We start from the raw sequence: 20,602 nt of genomic DNA on the forward strand, positions 1-20,602 counted from the left end.
CGGGCGCGCGCGGCATCAATCGATGCTGATTTTCGCGTCTTTGACCACCTGTGCCCATTTCAGGCGGTCGTTGTGCACGGTTTTCTTGAACTGCTCGGGCGTCTCTATGCGGATGGCATTGCCCTGGGACTCGAAGCGCGCACGCACCTCGGGCAGCTCCAGCACCTCGCGCACGGCCTGGCCGAGCTTGGCCACGATGGCCGGGTCCGTGCCCTTGGGCGCGAAGATGCCGAACCAGATCGAGCTGTCGAAGCCCTTGGTGCCCGTCAGGCCGCTGGAGGCGATGGTGGGCACTTCCTTGATCACTTCCACGGGCTTGGCCGTGGTCACGCCCAGCAGGCGCACCTTGCCGCTCTTGTAGTGCGGCAGCACGGTCTGGACCTGGTTCATGATGCAGCAGGTCTCGCCGCGCAGCACCGAGGTGATGGCCTCGGGGCCGCCCTTGTAGGGCACGTGGACCATGTTCAGGCCCAGGCGCGCATTGAACTCGGCAAAGGCCATGTGCGTGCCCGCGCCGTTGCCCGTGGAGGCGTAGTTGTACTTGCCGGGGTTGGCCTTGATCTCGTCCACGAACTCCTTGAGGTTCCTGACGTTGATCACGTTGGGATTGATGGTCAGCACGTTGGACACATCGATCAGCGGCGCCACCGGCACGAAGTCGGTTTCCACGTCAAACGGCAGCTTCTTGTAAAGCGCCGCATTGCTGCCGTGCGTAGCGGCCGTGCCGAAGGCCAGCGTGTAGCCGTCCGGCTTGGCGCGCGCCACGATCTCGCTGGCGATGTTGCCGGCCGCTCCCGACTTGTAGTCAATGATCAGGGGCTGGCCCAGGCGCTGGGACAGCGGCTCCTGCACGCCGCGCGCGATCACGTCCACGCCCGAGCCTGCCGGGAAGCCCAGGATCATGGTCACGGGCTGGTGCGGCCACGAAGCCGCCGAATCGGCTGCCACCGCTGCGGTGGAGCCGAAGACGGCCAGGGCCGCGGCGGCGGCGGCGGGAATCCAGGAGCGGAAAAACGAGGGGCGCATGGTGTGCAGGGAAATCCGGTGAATCAATTCCCATATTTTCCTGAGAACTTAATGAGCCACTTTTATATGCATATGTTGGTATGAAGCCAGTGTGGGCATGGCCGCAGCGCTCAGCAAAAAGCCCGCCGATGGGGCGGGCTTCATGCCGGGCGCAAGCGCCCCTCAATGGCGGTAGGGGTTGTTGGGGCGGCGGTCATGGCGGTCCGGCACGCCGTCGCGGTCACGGTCCCAGCGGCCGGGTGCGTAGCCCCAGCGGCCACCGTGCTGCGACCACACGGGCTGGCGGTACACATAGCCGGGGCGCGCCTTGACCCAGTGGCCGGCCACCCAGGCATGGCGGTGGCCTTGCGGGCGCCAGTAGCCCGGCGCCCACACATAGCCGCGGCGCGGTGCCGGAACGGCCTCGTAGCGCATGGGGGGCGGCGCGCCGAACTGCACAGAGATGGCGGCACCCGGCGCCGCGTAGGTCACGTTGGCCTGGGCCTGCGCGGTCCCGGCCCATCCGGCCAGGGCCACGGTCGCGGCGATCAGCGGTGTGCGAAGGGAAATCATGGCGGCTCCTTGTCCTTGGTTCATCGGGCTGGAGTCCCTGTGACGGGAATCCATGACTGCATGGTGCGAGTGCTGCGTCAAGCCCGGGTTGCCGCGACGCGAAGTCTTGCAATCTTGTGTATCGCCTTGGTGAAGCCTTGTTGCCAGGCGCTGCAGCGCAAGCTGCCGTCCTGCAGCCGCCGTCAGACAGTGCCTCTTCTCAGGGCCGTGAACGCCGTGAATTCCCAGCTGCGCATGGCCAGCACCAGGGTGTAGCCCTCGCGCTGGCCGGGCGGCAGGCGCTGGTCCTGCAGGTGCTGCTGGGAAAAATCATGGGCCAGCCGCTGTATGCGTTCCACGAAGCTGGGCGCCAGATGCCGGCCGATGGAGCCGTGCACCATCAGCATGCCCTCGCCCGGCTGGTCGAAGCCGCCGCCGAAATAGTCGAGCACGGCGTTCTCGCGGAAGTACTCCATCACCGGCCCGCGCGCGCGCCAGCGGAAGGTCTTGGCCAGGCGCAGCCGGTAGCGGTTGCCCGGGCGCAGCTCGATGATGCCGATGCGGTCCAGCTGGGCCAGGTAGCGGATGCCTTCGGCCTCGGTCATGCGGTAGGTGGCCACGATCTGCTCCAGCGTCCACTGGCTGAGCACGCAGATGGCCATCAGCAGCAGCTTGCGGTCGGCGACCACGGCGTTCTCCTGCTCGGGCGTCATCTCCTGCAGCAGCGGCTGGCTGTCGGCCACGCGGCGCGCCAGGTCGGCGAAGTCCAGGCTCAGCGCGCGGCAGATGGCATCGATGCGCGACAGCGGCATGTCGCCCTTGGCCAGCATGCGCTTGACGCTGGACTCGGCCATGCCCAGGGCGCGCGCCAGGTCGGCATAGGTCATCTGGGCGGCCTTGAGTTCCTTCTTGAGGGCGATGACGAGGTCGGCAGTGGTGCTCATGGGTAGCGATTATCGATACCCGAGGTGCTGGTTTGCGCGGCGGGTGCAGAAAAACGATGCTGGAAGGGCCGGTGGCTCGCCACACTCCGCCCCACTTTCCACGAGGAGCAACACATGCCATCCACATTGATTTCACCGGCCGCCGCCCTGCGCGCGCTGTACTGGGGCGCTGCCCTGCTGCTGCTGGCTGCCTGGCTTGGCCCCGCCGTGCCGCAGCCCCAGGACTTTCACGCCTTTGCCGACCAGCGCGCCTGGGGGCCGCTGCCCCATGCGCTGGATGTGCTCAGCAACCTGGGCTTTGCCTGGGCCGCCGTGACGGGGGCGCGCCTGCTGCTGGACCGGCGTAGCCAAGCGCTGGCGCCGGCCCTGCGCTGGCTGGCCGCGCTGTTCTTCACGGGGCTGGCGTGTTCGGCCATAGGTTCGTCCGTCTACCACTGGGCCCCCCACGATGCCACCCTGGCCGGCGACCGGCTGGGCATGTCCATGGCCTTTGCCGGCATGCTGGGACTGGCGCTGCAATCGCGCATTGCCGACCGCGTGGCCGTGCGCGCCGCGGTGGCCATGCTGGTCGCCGCCGTGGCCTCGGTGCTGGTCTGGCTGCATGGCGGCAACCTGCTGCCCTGGGCGCTGGTGCAGGGCGGCGGCGTGCTGGCGGTGCTGGGCCTGGCCTGCGTGGCGCCGCGCCATGGCGCGCTGGCGCTGCGCCTGGGCATGGTGATCGCCTGGTATGGCGCGGCCAAGCTGCTGGAGTGGGGCGATGCGGCCGTCTTCGAGGCCACCGGCGGGCTGGTGTCCGGCCACAGCCTCAAGCATGTGGTGGCGGCGGCCGCCGCCCTGCCCGTGATCACCGCGCTGCGTGCGGCCGGCACGGCGCGCATGGCCAGTACGGGCACAATGTGCGCCGATGCGTGCGGCCACGGCGGCGCCACCAACCGTTGAGGGAAGACAAGATGTTCCAGCAAGAGACCGGCAGCCCGTCTGCCCCCACCGCAACGGCCGGCGCCGTGCCATCGGCCGCGCACGAGCACCCCAACCAGTTCGCCCTCCTGGGCCAGCGGCGCTTTGCGCCGTTCTTCTGGACGCAGTTCTCGGGGGCGGCCAACGACAACCTGTTCAAGTTCGCGCTCACCGTGATGGTGACCTACCAGCTCAGCGTCTCCTGGCTGCCTTCGGCCATGGCGGGGCTGGTGATCGGGGCGCTGTTCATCCTGCCGTTCCTGCTGTTCTCGGCCACCTCGGGCCAACTGACGGACAAGTGGGACAAGACGCGCATGTTCCGCCTGGTCAAGAACCTGGAGATCGCCATCATGGCGCTGGCCGCCTGGGGCTTCATCCAGGCCAATGTGCCCTTGCTGCTGGGCTGCGTCTTCCTGATGGGCCTGCACTCCACGCTGTTCGGCCCCGTGAAATTCGCCTACCTGCCCCAGGTGCTCAGCGAGCGCGAGCTGACGGGCGGCAACGGCATGGTGGAGATGGGCACCTTCGTGGCCATCTTGCTGGGCAACGTGGCCGGCGGCCTGCTGGTGGCCGTGCCCGAGGTCGGCCATCTGCAGGTGGCCGTGGCCTGCCTGGCGCTGGCGGTGATCGGGCGGATCTTTGCGCAGTTCATCCCCAATGCGCCGGCCACCGATCCGCACCTGGTCATCAACTGGAACCCCTTCACCGAAACCTGGCGCAACCTGCAGCTGGCCCGAGAGCAGCCCGCCGTGTTCCGCTCGCTGCTGGGCATCAGCTGGATGTGGTTCTTCGGCGCCGTGTTCCTCGCCCAGTTCCCCAGCTTTGCCAAGGAGGTGCTCCATGGCGACGAGCATGTGGCCTCGCTGCTGCTGGTGGTGTTCTCGGTGGGCATTGGCACGGGCTCGCTGCTGTGCGAGGTGTTCAGCCGCCGCCATGTGGAGATCGGCCTGGTGCCGCTGGGCGCCATCGGCATGAGCGTGTTCGCCGTGGACCTGTTCTTTGCTTCGCGCGCACTGCCGGCCTCCGAGCTGATGGGCGTGGGTGCCTTCTTTGCCCAGCCCGCGCACTGGCGCGTGATGGCCGACCTGGGCATGCTGGCCCTGTCGGCCGGCATCTACAGCGTGCCCATGTACGCGCTGATCCAGATGCGCAGCCAGCCCACGCACCGCGCGCGCATCATCGCGGCCAACAACATCCTCAACGCGTTGTTCATGATCGCCTCCAGCGTGCTGGCCGGCGCGCTGCTGGCTGCAGGTTTCAGCATTCCCCAGGTGTTCCTGATCACGGGCATTGCCAATGCCGTGGTGGCGGCCTACATCTTCTTGCTGGTGCCCGAGTACCTGCTGCGCTTCGTGGCCTGGGTGGTTTCGCGCTTCGTGTACCGCTTCAAGGTGCAGGGCGACGAGCACATTCCGGCCACCGGCGCGGCCATCCTGGCCTGCAACCATGTGAGCTTTGTCGATGCCGTGCTGCTCATGGCCGCCAGCCCCCGGCCCATCTACTTCCTGATGGACCACCGCATCTTCCGCGTGCCCCTGCTGGGCTGGCTGTTCCGCCTGGCCAAGGCCATCCCCGTCGCGCCCCAGAAGGAAGATCCCGCCACCTACGAGGCTGCGTTCGAGCGCGCCGCCCAGGTGCTGCGCGAGGGCGACCTGCTGGCCATCTTCCCCGAGGGTGGCATCACGCGCGACGGGCAGCTGCAGGAGTTCCGTGGCGGCATCATGAAGATCGTCGAGCGCGCCCAGGCCGATGGCCTGCAGGTGCCCGTGGTCCCCATGGCGCTGACCAATCTCTGGGGCTCTTACTTCAGCCGCATCGAGCAGGGCGGCGCCATGGTGCGGCCCTTCCGCCGTGGCCTGTTCAACCGTGTGGGTCTGAACGTGGGCCAGCCCATGGCCCAGGCCGAGGTGCAGCCCGCGCTGCTGCGCGAGCGCGTGCAGCGGCTGCTGGCGGCCTAAGAGGGGTGCTGTTCCTCCACCGTGAAGCTCAGGCCGGCATTGGCCTTGAGCCTGGCGATGAGTGCGTCGCCCATGGCAGGCGCCGTGGTCCAGATGCCGCCGGGCGTGTCCGGGGCGTCCTGCAGCAGGCAGACGGCGGCCTCGGTGATCATCTTGGACGTGGAGCCGTAGCCCGGATCGCGGTCGCCCTTGACGCCCACGCGCAGGCTGTGGCCGGCCGTGTCGGTGCCGATGAACAGCACGTCGTAGAAGCCCGATTCACGCTCTTCGCGCGATGGCCCCTCGCCAGGCTTGGGGCCGTCGTCCGCGCCCAGCGACTTGTCGGCCGCCACGGCGTTGGCCAGGGCCTCGCCCTTTTCGCCTGCGCCTGTGACCATCATCTCGTCGTAGACAAAGTCGGCGCCATAGGCATGGCCCAGCAGAAAGTTGGAGCGGTGCACGTTGCGCGTGTTGATGGCCGCCATCACGAAGGGCGCCACCCACAGGCCCAGCACCTCGTCCACCATGGGCTTGCTGCCCGAGGGCTGGCGCGGGCCCTCGAAGCCCGGCGTGAGCGAGAACGGATTGCGCAGCAGCTCCAGCACGCCCGGCTGGGCGGCGGCCGCCGCCATGGTGGCCTTGAGGCTGGCGGCCGTGCCGCCCGAGAAGGTGCCCTTCATCTTGCGCACCCGGCCCCGCACGCGCTGGGCGGGCTGGCCGAAGCGGGCCTGCATCTCTCGCTGCAGCATGAACACGCCCAGGTCGAAGGGAATGGAATCGAAGCCGCAGGAGAACACGATGCGCGCGCCGCTGGCCCGGGCTGCGGCCTCGTGGGCATCGATCATCTGGCGCATCCACGCTGGCTCGCCGCACAGGTCCACATAGTCCACGCCGGCGCGGGCGCAGGCGGCCACGAGTTCGTTGCCGTAGAGCTGGTAGGGGCCCACCGTGGTCAGCACCAGGCGGGCCTGCTCCATCAGCGCCTGCAGGCTTGCGGGATTGCCGGTGTCGGTCACCACCAGCGGGGTATCGGCGGGCGCGCCCAGCTCGTCGCGCACGGCCGCGAGCTTGGCGGCATTGCGCCCGCCCATGGCCCAGCGCAGGCCGCTGCCTGCGGGGTAGCGCCTGAGCAGGTACTCCACCACCAGCCGGCCCGTGAAGCCGGTGGCGCCGTGGACGACGAGGTCAAAGGGTTTGGTCATGGGAGATCTCCATCAATCAGCGTGGCGAACGTGCGATTGCCCGCTGCACTGCAGCCGGGGTGGGCGCATTGTCTGTGGCGCGCCGCAGGGTTCCTGTCGCCCAGGTGCCGTGCCCGATGTCCTGTGTGCTGGTGTCACATGCAGGAACTTTTTGGGGTGTAAACAACAGTCAAAAACTTGAAAAGTACCGTTTGAAGATACTCGATGGCCTGTGTCTGGCCACTGTTACGGTTGAATGCAGACACGCAAGTTACGTCTGGGCACCATGCGTCCCGTGTTCAACCAATGCCCTTGAGGGGCACCTCGGCAAATGTCCTCTTCTCCCATCGTCGTTCAGCGTGATACCCGGGCCTGGCAACTGCAGGTGTGGGTGTCGTTCGGCATTGCGGTCTCGCTGTGCGCCATCGGCCTGGCATGGCTGCCCGGCGAGCAGCTGGAGCAGGCCTTCATGGTGATGGGCTATGTGTTCTGCCTCTCGGCCGCCTTCGTGCTGGCCAAGTTCGTGCGGGACAACGAGGGCGGCCGCAGCGGCGCAGGCGACACGCCCATGTGGAAGCTGGTGGTCTGGGGCGGCTTTGCCGTGTCCATGGCGCTGACCGGCTGGGGGCTGGTGAGCATGGATATCAACGTGACCTACAAGGCCTTCCTGGGCGTGAGCTGGCTCTATCTCATCACCACCGCCTTCACGCTGGCCAAGATGCTGCGTGACCGCCACGAGGCCGACCTGGCGCAGGCCCGCATGCATGGCCGCCGCGAGGCCGCGCAACCGGCCGACGCCGAGTGATGTCCACCCCTTCCCCGCATTTCCAGGAGTCCAAGCAATGATGGTCAACCAATCCGTTTTCACGCGCCTGCCGCGTGCCCTGCTGGCCGCTGGTGCGCTGTGCGCAGCCCTGGCCATGGCGCCTGCCCATGCGCAAAGCGAGGCCTCGGTGGCGCTGTCCATGCTGCCCGTGGCCTCCGTGGTGGGCACGGCTTCGGTGGCTTCGGCGGCCGCTGGCGCCGTGGTGGCCGTGCCTGCCGCTTTGTCGGTGGGCGGCGCGGTGCTGACCGTGAAGGCAGTGCAGGCCTCGGCCACGGGCACGGTCTACCTGCTGGAGCGTGCCTCCGACGGCGCCCAGGCCAGCGTGGAAGTGGTGGGGCGAGGCGCCTCCGCCTCGGCTTACGCCGTGGGCACGGTGCTGACCTGCAGCGTGATCGGCACGGGCGTCATCATCTCGGCGGCCGGCAAGGTGCTGGCCTTCATCCCCAACGAGATGGGCAAGGCCCTGCTGCACAACGAACGCCTGTGATACCCGCCATGAAACCGCTGCTTTCTCCTTCCCCTGCAGCCCGTGCCGCCTGCCTGGGCCTGCTGCTGGCCGCCGCGCTGGGCACGGCCCATGCAGGGCGCAGCTGCGAGGACAAGCCCCTCACCCCCCAGTCCCTGCAAAAGGGCCTGGACCTGGCCCAGCGCACATCCCAGGCGCTGGATGCCGAATACGCGAAGAACGGCACCCGTGTCGTGCTGCTGGCGCGCGTGGGCCAGGACCTGAGCAAGTACGACCTGCACTACTCGCACTACGGCTGGGCCTACAGGACCCCCGAAGGCCCCTGGCGCGTGGCGCACAAACTCAACGAATGCGGCACGGCCGGCGGCCATGTCTACCGCCAGGGCCTGGGCGAGTTCTTCCTGGACGACCTGTGGCGCTACGAGGCCGGCGTTCAGGTGCCCACGCCCGCCGTGCAGCAGGCGCTGTGGACCTTTCTGACCCAGCCCCAGACCGTGCTGCGCCTGCAGCACGAGCCCTACAGCATGGTCAGCTACGCCTGGGGGCAGCGCTACCAGCAGTCCAACCAGTGGGCCACCGAAACCCTGGCCGCCGCCATGGAGCCGGCCACGGTGCAGCGGCGCCAGCAGGCCCAGGCCTGGCTGCAGTTCAAGGGCTACGAGCCGGGCGTGCTGGTCATCCGCGCGCTGTCGCGGCTGGGCGGGCGCGTGACGGCCGCCAACATCGCCTTCGACGACCATCCCAACGACAAGCGCTATGCCAGCCGCATAGAGACCGTGACCGTGGAATCGGTGACGCAGTGGCTGCAGCGCAGCCAGCTGGCGGGTCCGGTGCGCGTGCTGCCCTGAGTCGGACCGGCTCTTCCTCCGCCTGCGGTCTTCCCTGGCTGCAGTTCAAGGGCTACGAGCCGGGCGTGCTGGTCATCCGCGCGCTGTCGCGGCTGGGCGGGCGCGTGACGGCCGCCAACATCGCCTTCGACGACCATCCCAACGACAAGCGCTATGCCAGCCGCATAGAGACCGTGACCGTGGAATCGGTGACGCAGTGGCTGCAGCGCAGCCAGCTGGCGGGTCCGGTGCGCGTGCTGCCCTGAGTCGGACCGGCTCTTCCTCCGCCTGCGGTCTTCCTCGGCCGCAGGCCACTGAAACAGGAGTTTCCCCATGAGCAAGGCCCTGCGTCTGCCCGAGAAATGGTTCCGCCGAGGCCTGTGGCTGGTGGCGGTGGTGTTCGCGTCCTTCCTCATCGGCCTGGGCGGCCTGGTGGTGGGCGACCTGCCCCAGGTCGAGTCGCCGCGCACGGTGGAGGACTTCATCGCGCCCGAGGCGGCCGAGCCCGTGAAGGCCGAGATCAAGGCCGCCGATGCCGACCACGACAAGGCGGAAACGGCGCTGGAGAACGCACGGCTCAAGTACCAGGCCGCGCAGTCGCGCTACCGCTCGGCGCGCGAGACCTTCGACAACTGGGTGGCCACGCGCCGTGCCACCGCCCGGCCCGAGCAGGACAGCGAACTGCTGTCGCGCACCCAGGCGCTCGATGCCATCAAGCAGGAAGAGAACACCGCCCGCGCCTCCGTGGAGCGGCTGCAGGATACGAGCCTGCGGGCGCGGCAGCGCCTGGACGCGGCCAACCGCCAATGGGACGATCTGCGCGACGGTGCCATGGAATCCTGGCGCACGGAGATGCGCGCCGTCGAGCTGCGTGTCTTTCTCTACCGCCTGGCGCTGACCCTGCCGCTGCTGCTGGCGGCCGGCTGGCTGTTCGCCAAACAGCGCAAGAGCACCTGGTGGCCCTTCGTCTGGGGATTCATCTTCTTTGCGCTGTTCGCTTTCTTCGTTGAACTTGTGCCGTACCTGCCCGACTACGGCGGCTACGTGCGCTATGTGGTCGGTATCGTGGTGACGGTGCTGCTGGGGCGCGCGGCCATCCTGGGCCTGAACCGCTATCTTGAAAGGCAAAAGCAGCAGGAATCGCTGCCGGAGACGCAGCGGCGCCAGGAACTGGGCTACGACGTGGCCCTGGCCCGCCTGGCCAAGGGCGTGTGCCCGGGCTGCGAGCGCCCCGTGGAACTGAAGGACGGCGCCATCGACTTCTGTCCCCACTGCGGCATCGGCCTGTTCGACCGCTGCGGCAGCTGCAACACCCGCAAGAGCGCCTTTGTACGCTTTTGCCACAGCTGCGGCGCCCAGGCCGATGGCCACGGCAGGAAGGCGGGTGCGGTGCTGCCCCGGGCGCAGGAGCCCGGGCCGGCGCCCGGCTGAGCCGGCCTGGCCGTCAGGGGCTCCAAGCCCCTTGAAGCTGCACGGGGTTGTGGTACACCATGGCTTGCGCGCTCGGCCGGGGCGCAGATGTCTTCAGCGAGGATGCCATGTCACGCCAGCTGCCGTATCCCCCACAACACACGCCAGCGCAACCCGCCCACCCACCGGCCGGCGGGACCGCCCATGTCCTTCCCCTTGCGGCCTGGGCCGTGGGGGCTGCCCTTCTGGCAGGTCATGTGCTGGCGGGCCCTTCTTCATGGAAAGCATGGGCGGCCTACGCCGCGCTGTCGGCATTGGCCGGCATGGCCTGGATCTGGCGCTGCCATGCAGCCGGCTTGCCGCTGACCCGGACGCTGCGCGGCCATGGCTGGATACAGGCCACGATGGCCTTGCTGCTGGCGGCATGGCAGCCGACCCTGGCCTGGGCTTGTGCCCTGCTGTGGCTGGCGGCCGTCGCCTGGCTGCCCTGGGATGGCGAGCGCGAGCAGGCGCTGCATCTGCCCACGGGCCAGGTGGTGGTGCTGTGCGCCATGCTGGCCATGCTCTGCGCCGTGGTGGTGGCCAGGCCCATGCCGCAGATGGCGCCGGGCCCGGTCGCTGTGCGCATCCTGTGGCTGGCCAGCGTGCTGCTGCCGCTGGCCGTGCATGCGCTGGCGCTGTGGCAGGCGCTGAGCCGCATGCAGCGCCAGTACACCGAGGAGCTGGCGCAGCTGTCGAGCTATTGCGGCCAACTGGCCGACGATGTGCAGCAGTTGCAAAAACGCGTGGGCTCGCTGCAATTGCCCACGGGGCGCGACACACTCACCGGCGTGGCCAATTACGCGCGATTGATGGATGTCGTCGATGGCCTGCGCGAACGCCATGCCCGCAAGCCCGAGCCGTTTTGCGTGGTGCTGCTGGAGCTGGACCCGTGGGTGGAGCGCGTGGGTGTTCACCAGGCCTACAAGGGCCCCTCGCTGCAGGACCGCGTGCTGCTCATGCTCAGCGGCCTGCTGGTCACGCATCTGCGCACCGTGGACGGCATAGGCCGCTACCGCGACGACACCTTCATGCTGGTGATGCCCGATACCGCCTCGGTCCAGGCCGTCTGGGCCCTGCAGCGCGTGCGCGAGGGTGTGCGCCAGCAGCGCTGGAGCGAAACGCCCATCCCCGATCCCGACAAGGACCCGCTGACCCTGACCCTGGCCGTGGCGGAGTTCCAGGCGGGCGAGACCTCGGAGCGGCTGGTGCAGCGGGCCGAGGCAGCCCTGTTGCATGGCCGCGCCTGCGGGCGCAACCAGATCGTGGTGGCCGAGGATGTGCGGCCGCCGCGCGCGTCCTAGACGCACAGCCTGCGCTAGGGCCTGTTCATCCCCTGCGGGGGAGCGCGCTCCTCGGGATTTCCCGGATGCGGTCACAATGGGCGCCCATCGGGGCCGCCGGCCCGCCGCGCTTCATTGCATGCCCGTGCTTTCCTCCATTTCCCGGAATCTTCCCGACCGCCTCCTTTGGGGGCCGAAGCCGGCGTCACCGCTGGTGGACGAGGCGCTGCACCTGGAGCGCTGGAAACGCCGCACCTGGCAGCTGCACATCTCCGTGCTGCTCAGCCATCTCTATGCGCTGCTGCTGTTCCTGGGCCATGCATGGGCCGGCTACGCGCCCTGGCCCGTGGTGCTGGGCTATGGACTGTGGGTGGCGGCCGGCATGGGCTTCATCACCTGGGCCTATGCCAGCGACTGGTGCCACAAGCTGCGCGATCCGGGCATGTTCCTCACGCACCAGCTGGTGTCCATCATCGGCGTGCTGGGCATGGTCATGGCGGCACCCGCGCTGGCGTTCCAGTCGATGGTGATGCTGATCGCCTTCAGCGCCGACGGTTTTCTCGCGCGCAGCCGCACCAGCTTCTGGCTGACGTGGATAGGCACCCTCGTTGCCGTGGCCGCCATCATCTGCTGGCGGGGTCCGCTGATGCGCATGACCACGGACACGGCTGCGGGCCAGCTGCTGGCCTTCGGCGTGGTGCTGGGGGCCGTGGTGCGCTGCAGCGTGCAGGCGACCTTCTTTCGCAGCATGCAGTACCGGCTGGGCATCGCCAATGACAAGCTGGCCGCTGCGCTGGCGCAGATCGAGGCCTTGCTGCGCCATGACGACCTGACCGGCGTCAGCAATCGGCGCGGCGTGATGGAGCGGCTGCACGAAGTGCGCACCGCAGCCCAGGAGCGTGGCGAGGTGCTGTGCGTCGCGTTGCTGGACATAGACCACTTCAAGCGCATCAACGACAGCTTTGGCCATGAAGGCGGCGACCGCGTGTTGCGCGCTTTCGGCGCGCTGCTGAAGTCGCAGCTGCGCAGTACAGATGGCGTGGGCCGCTATGGCGGCGAGGAATTCCTGCTGGTGCTGCCGGACACCGGCCTTGCCCAGGCCGGCGAATTGCTGGAGCGCCTGCGCCTGCGCATTGCCGAGGCTCCGTGGACGCACACCCTGGGCGATGGCGCCCGCGTCACCTGCACGCTGGGCGCGGCGCAGTACCGCACGGGCGAATCGGTGGAGGCCACCATCGCGCGCGCCGATGCGGCCCTGTACCGAGGCAAGGCCCAGGGCCGCAACTGCACGGTGCTGGAGCCGCAACAGGCCCCGCAGGTCTTGAGCGGCGCCCCGGCCCCCCGGACTGATGCCGGAATGCCTGACCGCTTGTGAGTGCAGCTCACGACGAGTGACAGAAAACATCGTTATTCATGCGCACCGATCATCCATAGCATCGGCATCCATGCTCGGAATGGACAAGGGTGCAAATATGAACCAATGGTTCGCTGAAATCGCCGGCAACGGGCCCGAGGGCGCTGGCATCGTGGTGTCTGCGCAAGGCTGGGATAGGCATCTGCAGTCCGGCCCCCGCCAGTTGCAGGCCGGCCCGCTCCGCGCCGAACTGGCCGACGGCGGCCTGCGCAATGTCCGCTATGGCGGCGTCGACATCCTGCGCTCCATGGCCTTTGTGGCGCGCGACGGACAGGGTGACCGCTGTGTGTATGGCGCGGGCGAACTGAGCCTGCGCGAGCGGGCCGGCCGCTTCGAGGCCTTCTACGAAACGGTGGTGGACTGCGAGGAGCTGAGCCTGGCCTGGCGCGTGCGCATCGTGGGTTCGGCGCGCGGACTGAGCTTCACGTGCTGGGCGCGAGCCCAGGGGGATGTCGACGGCGGCCTGCAGCGGGGCCTGCGCGCCGGGCGGGCGGGCCTGGAGCTGGTGTATCCGCTCAAGGTCCTGGCTGGCCGGCCCGTGCATGTCCAGCATGTCGATGGCAGCGCCGAAACCACCGTGCTGCCCGAGCCCGATGCGCTGCAGCGCCTGTCGCAGCTGTCTGGCATCGCCCATGTGCCCGCACCGGGCCTGCAGGTGGATTGCCGCCTGGAAGGCGCCGAGTTCGAGATGCTGGGCCAGCGCTGTGGCGGCAAGGCCTTTTTCCGGCTGCAGCCGCGCGCGTTGTCTCCTTCGCCCTCCTACCCGTTGACCCGGGGCCGGACCCTGGTGCAGATGGCGGGCCTCTCGTTTGTCTCGCCCGGCGCCCTGCAGTAGCACCGCAAGCAGCGCCTGGCCAGGCCTGGCCGGGTCAGCCTGTGCCTTGCAGGCGGGCGGCCTGCACGGTGGCCTCCAGCAGCTTTCTCTCCCTTTGCAGGTGGGCGGTGAACTGGGCTTGCTCCATGACCATGGGCTTGAAGCCGGCCTCGGCCAGCTTGCGCACCAGTTCCGGCTCGGCCAGCACGGCTGCGGTCTCCCGGGCCAGGCGCTCTGCAATGCGGGCATCGGTGCGGGCTGGCAGCAGCAGGCCTTGCCAGGCTTCGACATCGAACGCCTGCCAGACCGCCGTGTCCGACAGGCTGGGTGTCTGCGGCAAGGTGGCGGCCCGCTGGCGCGATGTCACCCCCAGGCCGAGCAGCTTGCCCTCGCGCACGAAGGACTGGACCAGGGCCACGGGCAGCACGGCCAGGTCGATCTGCCCGCCTGCCAGCTCGGTCAGCGCCTGCGGGCCGGATTTGTAGGGCACATGCGTCCATGACAGGCCGGCCTGCTGCTGGAGCATTTCGGCCGTCAGGTGCAGGCTGGTGCCCACGCCGTCGGTGCCCACGGTCAGCCGGCCCGGTTGCTGGCGTGACAGCTGCACCAGCTCGGCCGCCGTGGCGGCCGGCAGGTCGGGGCGGCCTGCCAGCACGAAGGCCGAAGAGGCCACGGGCGCCACGGGCAGCAGCTCCCTGAGGCCGTCATAGCGAAAGCGTTCTGGCGAGACCAGCGGCGCGATCAGCACGCAGCTGGCCACGCCAAACAGCACGGTGTGCCCGTCGGGCCGGGCCTTGATGACACGCTGGGTGGCGATGGTGCCCGAGGCGCCCACCGTGTTCTCTATGACCACGGGCTGGTGCAGCCGCTCGGCCAGCCTCGGCATGACCAGGCGTGCGGCCACGTCCACGCTGCCGCCTGGCGAAAAGGGCACCACCACGGTCAGCGGCTGGCTGGGCCAGGCGTCGGCCCCAGCCGTGGAGGCGCGGGCTGCCGGCGAAAGCCAGGGCGCGCCCAGCATCCAGGCCGCCAGTTGCCTGCGGTTGAGGCTCATGCCAGCCTCCCGGCAGCGCCCAGCCAGGGCAGCTGGTCCGCGTGGTAGCGCCAGGTCTGGAACACGCTGTTGAGCCGGCCGGGGCCGGTGCGGCGCGCTGCGGCATCGGGATACTCGGCGAACCAGGGCAGGATGTATTCCCAGACCACTTCCCCCGCAGGCGTGACCTCGAAGAGCCGGCCCGTGGCCGATTCGGTGATGTGGGTGTTGCCGTTCCACAGGCGCTGGGCATTGCCCATGAAGGCGGTGTAGAAGGCGTTGACCATCTCGTCCTGGTAGCTCCAGACCACGCGGTGGTCGGCTGGATCGATCTCGACCACGCGCGAGAAGGCCACGTGGGCGCCTTCGCGGAAGTTGCCGTTGTCGAAGGCCAGGATGTGGCCGTTGGCCAGCGCCACGGGCGCATGCTGGTGCGAGACCACGGAAGGCGGAATGTGCAGCGTCACCGCGCCGCTGGCCTTGTCCACGGCGATGATGCCGGAGGTGGTGCGCAGGCTCATGAGCACACTGCCGTCGGCCCTCACGCCCAGGCCGTTGACCAGCGGCCAGTGGTAGCGGCCAAAGCCCGGGTGGATGGGGAAATCCTCGGGCTCCAGATGCTCCCAGGCCTTCCATTCCCAGACCAGGCGGCCGCTGCGGTCCACCTCGCGGATCACGTCGCCGTACATCACCTCGCCGGTTCCGTGCGCGGTGCCGCCGGGCACGCGTTCGGCAAAGCCCGCAGGCACGGGCGCGCAGGCGGCATAGAGCAGATGGCCGTTGGGCAGCCATTGCGCGTCATGGTGGTGGTCCGGGTCCTCGTGGCGCCAGACGATCTCGCCCTGCGGCGTGACCTCGTAGAAATCGCCACCGTGCCACATGGACCACGGCGCATAGCGGTCGGGCGAGCGGGGATGGTTGCCGTTGTAGCCCAGATTGCCGTTGGGCAGGATCACGGCATGGCGGCCCGCGCGCACGGGCAGCTTCCATTCATGGGCCACGCGGCCCTCGATGTCCACCAGGTAGACATGGCCGTCGGCCGTCTGCGGCGCGATCAGGGTGTAGCCGCCGGCCGAAAGGGCGGGGTCGTGGGCGATGAGTCCGACGCCGCGGCGGCGCTGGGTGACTTGGTCTACGGTGCTTGCCATGGGCTGCTTTCAAAGGAGGGCGGGGAATGAGCGCCACTGTAGGCAGTCGCAAGCGTCAGGAATAGCTGTTTGTTTTGGATGAGGTGTCAGATAAAAATTTACACTCCGCGCCATGCCCGCAATCTCCCAGGCCTTTCGCTGTTTCGACGAGGTGGCTCGCCGTGGCTCGGTGCGCAAGGCCGCCGTCACGCTGCACCTGACGGCGGCCGCCGTGAACCAGCAGATCCTCAACCTGGAGGCCCAGGTCGGCGTGCCGCTGTTCGACCGCCTGCCGCGCGGCATGCAGCTGACAACGGCCGGGGAGCTGATGCTGGCGGCCGTGCGGCGCAGCCAGCGTGACTTCGACAACGCGCTGGCCCAGGTGGAGGACCTGCGCGCCCTGCGCCGGGGCCATGTGCGCGTGGGCGTGTCCCATGCCACGGCCGAGTACCTGCTGCCGCTGGTGATCTCCAGCCTGCATGCACGCTATCCGGGCATCACCTTCAGCGTGCGCTCGGGCACGGGCGAGGAGCTGCTGCGCGGCGTTGCGCAGGGCGAGATCGATGTGGCCTATTGCCTGCGCCGCCCGCCGCCGCCCGGCGTGCAGGAGGTGCGGGCCTGGCCCCAGCCGCTGGGCGCGGTGATGGCCCCCGGCCATCCGCTGGCCACCGAGCCGCGCCTGCTGCGCCTGCGCGATTGCGTGGCCTATCCGCTGATCCTGATGGCGCCGGGCATGGAGCTGCGCAGCATGCTGGAGCAGATGGACAGCGCAGCCCTGCACCAGCAGCGGCCGCTGGTGGAGACCAGCTCCGTGCCCATGGTGCGGCGCCTGGTGGCCGGCAGCACGGCCCTGGGATTCCTGGTGCCCGACAACGTGGCCGAGGATGTGGCGGCCGGCCGCCTGCTCTGGCGGCCCCTGCACGATGCAGGAGCACAGCTGCCAAGCTGTCTGTACCAGCGCATCGGCTACACCAGGGCGGCAGCCATGCGCCTGTTTCTGGACGAGCTGGAGCGCGTGGCCGACGAGATGCGCGCCGGCTTCGAGACCGGCGTGTCCTGGTCGCTCAAGGATATGGCGACCTGAGCGACCCTGGCCACCTGAGTGACCTGAACGATCGGCTGCGGGGCGTCAGACGCCCCGGGCGCGCTCGGCCTTGAAGCGTGCGCGCATTTCAGTGAAGTTGCCCGCCTCCAGCGCATTGCGCACTTCCTGCATCAGGTTCAGGTAGTAGTGCAGGTTGTGGATGGTGGTGAGCATGGGGCCCAGCATCTCGCCGCAGCGGTCCAGATGGTGCAGGTAGGCGCGCGAGAAGCCGTCGCGTCCGCCTTGCTCCCAGCTCACGCCGCTGGCACCGGCGCAGGCGTGGCAGGTGCAGCTGGGGTCCAGCGGCTGGTGGTCGGTCTTGTGGCGGGCATTGCGGATCTTCAGGTCGCCATAGCGCGTGAAGATGGTGCCGTTGCGCGCATTGCGCGTGGGCATGACGCAGTCGAACATGTCCACGCCGTCGGCCACGCCCTGCACCAGGTCCTCGGGCGTGCCCACGCCCATCAGGTAGCGCGGCTTGTGGGCCGGCAGGCGGTGGGGCGTGTGGGCCATGATGGCCAGCATCTCGTCCTTGGGCTCGCCCACCGAGACGCCGCCCACGGCGTAGCCGGGGAAGTCCATCTCGACCAGGGCCTGCAGCGATTCCTCGCGCAGGTTCTCGTACATGCCGCCCTGCACGATGCCGAACAGCGCATTGGGGTTGCCCAGGCGCTGGAATTCGTCGCTGGAGCGCTTGGCCCAGCGGCGGCTCATCTCCATGCTCTTGCGTGCCTCGGCCTCGGTGGTCTTGTGGCCGTTGGTCTCGTAGGGCGTGCATTCGTCCAGCTGCATGACGATGTCCGAGTTCAGGATCGTCTGGATCTGCATGCTGACTTCGGGCGACATGAACAGCTTGTCGCCATTGACGGGGCTGGCGAAGTGCACGCCTTCCTCGGTGATCTTGCGCATGGCGCCCAGGCTCCAGACCTGAAAGCCCCCCGAGTCGGTGAGGATGGGCTTGTCCCACTTCTCGAAGCCGTGCAGGCCGCCGAAGCTCTGCATGATGTCCAGCCCCGGGCGCATCCACAGGTGGAAGGTGTTGCCCAGGATGATCTGCGCGCCCATCTCCTGCAGGCTGCGCGGCATCACGCCCTTGACGGTGCCATAGGTGCCCACGGGCATGAAGATGGGTGTCTGCACCACGCCGTGGTTGAGCGTGAGCTGGCCGCGGCGCGCGTGGCTGGAGGGATCGGTCTTGAGCAGGTCGAATTGCAGCATAGCCCTCCATTGTCCCAGATGGCCGCATGCGCGTGTCGGACGCGCCGCGACTGTCCCCGGAGCCCGTCCGGCTTAGCCGGCCCGCGTCTACACTGGGGTGGTTGCGATTCGCCAGCTACAAAAAAGGAGGTCTGCATGCTGAAGATCATGATTGCCGTCGACGGGTCCGAGCCCTCGCTGGATGCCGTGCACCACGCCATCTCCCTGGTGCGCCAGGGCCTTCAGGCGCATTTCGTGCTGGCCCATGTGCAGCAGGAGGCCTCGCTGTTCGAGCTGGCCACGCAGGACTCGGACATGATCGCCGCCGCCAGCGTGGACGCCGGCATGCACCTGGTGGCGCCGGCCGTGGCCCTGGTGCGGGCGGCCGGCATTTCCTACGAGGTGGAGATCGGCCTGGGCGAGCCCGCCGCTGCGCTGGCCGACATTGCCGAGAGCACGGGCTGCGAGCAGATCATCATCGGCGCGCTGGGCCAGGGCGGCCTGCGGCGCGTGCTGATCGGCTCGGTCTCGCGCGAGGTGGCGCGCAACAGCCGGCTGCCGGTGACCATCGTCAAGCATGCCGAGCCGCGCGATGAAGATGAGGAGCAGGACCTGAGTCCCGAGTGAGGCCGCGCCGGGCAGGCGCGCGGGCCTTCAGGCAGCCCGCCGCTGCTGGCCCTGATGGCTCTGGTGCCGGCCTGCATGGGCGCCGTAAGCTCCGTAGGCGCCGTGGGCACCATGAGCGTGCGAATGCGCGTGGGGCTGCAGCTTGCCGTGCGGCAGGCTGGCCAGGCGCTGGAACATGCGGCGGCAGTAGCCGCGTATGCCCAGGCATTTGTTGATCTCATCCACCGGCAGGGGCCCGGAGACCACGACGATGCTGTCGGCCTGGTCCCAGTCGCCGGCCGCGCGCAGCCGCCTGCGCGTGCACAGCGCCCAGGCATGGATGCGCGTGGGCGAGCCATGCTCATGGACCTGGCCCGTGACCAGGTCGAAGGCAATGGCCACCAGCTCGGTCCTGAGCCGGCAGCGGCGCTCGCCCGTGATGGCACTGGGCGTCTCGCGCATGTCGTACAGGCAGTAGCTGCCGGCCTTGAGCTGGTATTGCAAATCCATGGCGGACCTCCGCGGTTCGTTCTGGGGCGGGTTCCGGGCCTGCCTGCAAAGGCCCGGGGCATCGGCGCATTCTGACGCATGGCCCCGGCCGCTGGCAATGCAGCCAGCGGGGCGGGGCTTCCCCGCGAAGGGCAAGCGGCAAAGCGTGCCCGCGAGGGCCGGCCTTCTAGAAGTCCAGAAGGCTGAAGCCCACGCTGAGCACGGTGCGCTTGTAGTTGTAATCGATCAGGCTGTCACCGTATCCGCTGAAAAGCTGGACATGCAGGCGCAAATTGCTCTTGCCACCGTTCCATCCTTCGCCTAGGGTGCGCAGCCATTCGACGCGGCCGGAGCCGCGGCCCTGGCCCAGCGAGCCGCGCGCAGTGAAGCCCAGATAGTTCTGTGCATTGACGTTCCAGCCCAGTTTCACCTCGCCCCGGCCTATGTAGTCCTGGATGCGCGGGTTGTCGTCGTGCTCGGCGCTTTCGCGGATGCGCTGCCAGGCCTTGGCGTGCAGCTGCCAGCGGTTGTCCAGCTCGAAGCCGGTCATCAGATACCAGCGGTTCCAGCTGCGCGACAGCGGATCGCTCTGGCCGTTGGACTGGTGCACCAGTCCCACGCCGCTGTAGCGCCAGCGCCAGCCGAAGGGCAGCCGGGCATCGGTGGGGTAGACGTAGAAGATCTCGGGCTCGTGGTCCGTGTTGCGGAAGGGCCGCGAGATGGCGGGGCTGAACAGCTGCCAGTACGACTGCTGGGTGTAGCCGACCCACAGCGAGTCCTTGCCCGCCGAGGTGCTGCCGGTCAGCAGGCCCTGGGCGACCTTGGTGCGCACCGACAGCTGCACGCGCATTTCCTCGGTCTTGTAGGGCTGCGACTGCGCAGGGTCCTTGCCGGGCGTGGTGGGCTGCCGGTTGACATGGTCGGCCGTCACCACGGACACGGACATGGGCCGATAGCCGCGGAAGCTGAAGGTACCGCAGTCGCTGCCCGGTTCCAGCTCGTAGTAGCGCGACAGCTCGCTGTAGCGCGGGTCGCGGCAGCCGCCGTTGGTGGGGGTGGTGGGCAGCGCCAGGCCCTGGCCGCTGTCGGCCGTCACCACGGGGGCGGGCGTGGGCAGGGCGCCAGGATCGGCTGCGGCGCTGGCGGCCGGAGCACTCCAGCCGGTGGCTGGCGGCGCGGTCAGCGGTTGCTGCTGCTGTGCCCAGGTGTCGAAGCAGGCCAGGCGAGACTGGTTGTCCGTGGTGGCGGCGCACTGGCGCCAGGCGTCCTCGGACAGGGGGCGGGGCGCGGTTTGCGCCTGGGCGCCGAGCCAGGGCGTGGCGCCCAGGCCCATGGCCAGGGCCCACTGCAGGGGTGTCGGCGTGCGGCTTGGGCGCTTGCGGCGATCCAGGTGTGGAGGATTCGTCATGGC

The 20,602-nt window shown here is 68.8% G+C and carries 20 protein-coding genes and 1 pseudogene; 12 read left to right on the top strand and 9 right to left on the bottom strand.

The genetic code is table 11. The features are described 5' to 3' along the window. Positions 1-15: 15 nt before the first annotated feature. The 3 genes from U6958_RS04405 to U6958_RS04415 form a co-directional block, all read right to left on the bottom strand. A complete protein-coding gene (locus tag U6958_RS04405) occupies positions 16-1,026 on the bottom strand; it encodes a tripartite tricarboxylate transporter substrate binding protein (protein WP_074922692.1) in 1,011 nt (336 codons plus the stop codon). Positions 1,027-1,188: 162 nt separating this feature from the next. Next, positions 1,189-1,578: a YXWGXW repeat-containing protein gene (locus tag U6958_RS04410; protein ID WP_016450353.1), complete on the bottom strand. Its 390-nt coding sequence runs from the start codon at positions 1,576-1,578 to the stop codon at positions 1,189-1,191. A gap of 182 nt (positions 1,579-1,760) precedes the next feature. Then, positions 1,761-2,501, bottom strand: a complete 741-nt coding sequence (locus U6958_RS04415; protein ID WP_012202467.1) for a helix-turn-helix transcriptional regulator — start codon at positions 2,499-2,501, stop codon at positions 1,761-1,763. Positions 2,502-2,615: 114 nt separating this feature from the next. On the opposite strand from U6958_RS04415, the gene U6958_RS04420 reads away from it, so the two are divergent. Further along, positions 2,616-3,440 carry a hypothetical protein gene (locus tag U6958_RS04420; protein ID WP_074922661.1) on the top strand — a complete coding sequence of 275 codons (825 nt, stop codon included), beginning with the start codon at positions 2,616-2,618 and terminating at the stop codon, positions 3,438-3,440. A gap of 11 nt (positions 3,441-3,451) precedes the next feature. After that, positions 3,452-5,416: an MFS transporter gene (locus tag U6958_RS04425; protein ID WP_074922662.1), complete on the top strand. Its 1,965-nt coding sequence runs from the start codon at positions 3,452-3,454 to the stop codon at positions 5,414-5,416. Here the strand turns inward: U6958_RS04425 and U6958_RS04430 are convergent. Beyond that, complete coding sequence (locus U6958_RS04430; protein ID WP_074922663.1) at positions 5,413-6,597, bottom strand: trans-acting enoyl reductase family protein; 1,185 nt, start codon at positions 6,595-6,597, stop codon at positions 5,413-5,415. The two genes, U6958_RS04425 and U6958_RS04430, sit on opposite strands and share 4 nt — an antisense overlap. 310 nt (positions 6,598-6,907) lie before the next feature. On the opposite strand from U6958_RS04430, the gene U6958_RS04435 reads away from it, so the two are divergent. The 8 genes and pseudogenes from U6958_RS04435 (at position 6,908) to U6958_RS04470 (ending at position 13,676) form a co-directional block, all read left to right on the top strand. Further along, positions 6,908-7,381 (top strand): YiaA/YiaB family inner membrane protein, encoded by a 474-nt coding sequence (locus U6958_RS04435; protein ID WP_012202471.1) that lies wholly within the window; start codon positions 6,908-6,910, stop codon positions 7,379-7,381. A 37-nt stretch (positions 7,382-7,418) separates the two neighbouring features. After that, positions 7,419-7,889, top strand: a complete 471-nt coding sequence (locus U6958_RS04440; protein WP_016450357.1) for a hypothetical protein — start codon at positions 7,419-7,421, stop codon at positions 7,887-7,889. Positions 7,890-7,897: 8 nt separating this feature from the next. Continuing rightward, complete coding sequence (locus U6958_RS04445; protein WP_016450358.1) at positions 7,898-8,716, top strand: DUF2145 domain-containing protein; 819 nt, start codon at positions 7,898-7,900, stop codon at positions 8,714-8,716. 35 nt (positions 8,717-8,751) lie between these two features. Next, positions 8,752-8,961, top strand: a pseudogene (locus U6958_RS04450) (DUF2145 domain-containing protein); the annotation flags it as partial. A gap of 67 nt (positions 8,962-9,028) precedes the next feature. Then, positions 9,029-10,126, top strand: coding sequence for a zinc ribbon domain-containing protein (locus U6958_RS04455; protein ID WP_074922665.1), 1,098 nt, complete (start codon positions 9,029-9,031; stop codon positions 10,124-10,126). A 209-nt stretch (positions 10,127-10,335) separates the two neighbouring features. Continuing rightward, entirely contained in the window at positions 10,336-11,448 is a 1,113-nt protein-coding gene (locus U6958_RS04460) for a GGDEF domain-containing protein (RefSeq protein WP_223275270.1), read from the top strand. 193 nt (positions 11,449-11,641) lie between these two features. Beyond that, the gene (locus U6958_RS04465) at positions 11,642-12,802 is read left to right on the top strand and encodes a diguanylate cyclase (protein ID WP_244160491.1); all 1,161 of its coding nucleotides are present in this window, start codon (positions 11,642-11,644) and stop codon (positions 12,800-12,802) included. Positions 12,803-12,899: 97 nt separating this feature from the next. Next, on the top strand, positions 12,900-13,676 hold the full coding sequence (locus U6958_RS04470; RefSeq protein WP_227472682.1) for a hypothetical protein: 777 nt from the start codon (positions 12,900-12,902) through the stop codon (positions 13,674-13,676). Between the two features lie 34 nt (positions 13,677-13,710). On the opposite strand, the gene U6958_RS04475 is transcribed toward U6958_RS04470, so the two are convergent. Continuing rightward, entirely contained in the window at positions 13,711-14,709 is a 999-nt protein-coding gene (locus U6958_RS04475) for a tripartite tricarboxylate transporter substrate binding protein (RefSeq protein WP_074922674.1), read from the bottom strand. Continuing rightward, positions 14,706-15,836: an aryl-sulfate sulfotransferase gene (locus U6958_RS04480; RefSeq protein ID WP_074922677.1), complete on the bottom strand. Its 1,131-nt coding sequence runs from the start codon at positions 15,834-15,836 to the stop codon at positions 14,706-14,708. The genes U6958_RS04475 and U6958_RS04480 overlap by 4 nt, the downstream gene beginning before the upstream one ends. 112 nt (positions 15,837-15,948) lie before the next feature. Between U6958_RS04480 and U6958_RS04485 the strand changes: the two genes are divergently transcribed. Beyond that, entirely contained in the window at positions 15,949-16,899 is a 951-nt protein-coding gene (locus U6958_RS04485; RefSeq protein WP_016450365.1) for a LysR family transcriptional regulator, read from the top strand. Between the two features lie 45 nt (positions 16,900-16,944). Here U6958_RS04485 and tgt read toward each other — a convergent pair whose 3' ends face one another. Next, positions 16,945-18,117, bottom strand: coding sequence for a tRNA guanosine(34) transglycosylase Tgt (gene tgt / locus U6958_RS04490; RefSeq protein WP_016450366.1), 1,173 nt, complete (start codon positions 18,115-18,117; stop codon positions 16,945-16,947). Positions 18,118-18,252: 135 nt separating this feature from the next. Between tgt and U6958_RS04495 the strand changes: the two genes are divergently transcribed. Then, a complete protein-coding gene (locus U6958_RS04495; protein WP_016450367.1) occupies positions 18,253-18,723 on the top strand; it encodes a universal stress protein in 471 nt (156 codons plus the stop codon). A 27-nt stretch (positions 18,724-18,750) separates the two neighbouring features. Here the strand turns inward: U6958_RS04495 and U6958_RS04500 are convergent, their stop codons facing one another. Both U6958_RS04500 and U6958_RS04505 read right to left on the bottom strand, forming a co-directional pair. Beyond that, positions 18,751-19,212 carry a hypothetical protein gene (locus U6958_RS04500; protein WP_026062676.1) on the bottom strand — a complete coding sequence of 154 codons (462 nt, stop codon included), beginning with the start codon at positions 19,210-19,212 and terminating at the stop codon, positions 18,751-18,753. Positions 19,213-19,378: 166 nt separating this feature from the next. Further along, complete coding sequence (locus U6958_RS04505) at positions 19,379-20,599, bottom strand: phospholipase A (RefSeq protein ID WP_016450369.1); 1,221 nt, start codon at positions 20,597-20,599, stop codon at positions 19,379-19,381. Positions 20,600-20,602: the final 3 nt, after the last annotated feature.

Origin of the sequence: Delftia lacustris (assembly GCF_040267515.1) — a bacterium.
Classification (GTDB): Bacteria; Pseudomonadota; Gammaproteobacteria; order Burkholderiales; family Burkholderiaceae_C; genus Comamonas; species Comamonas tsuruhatensis.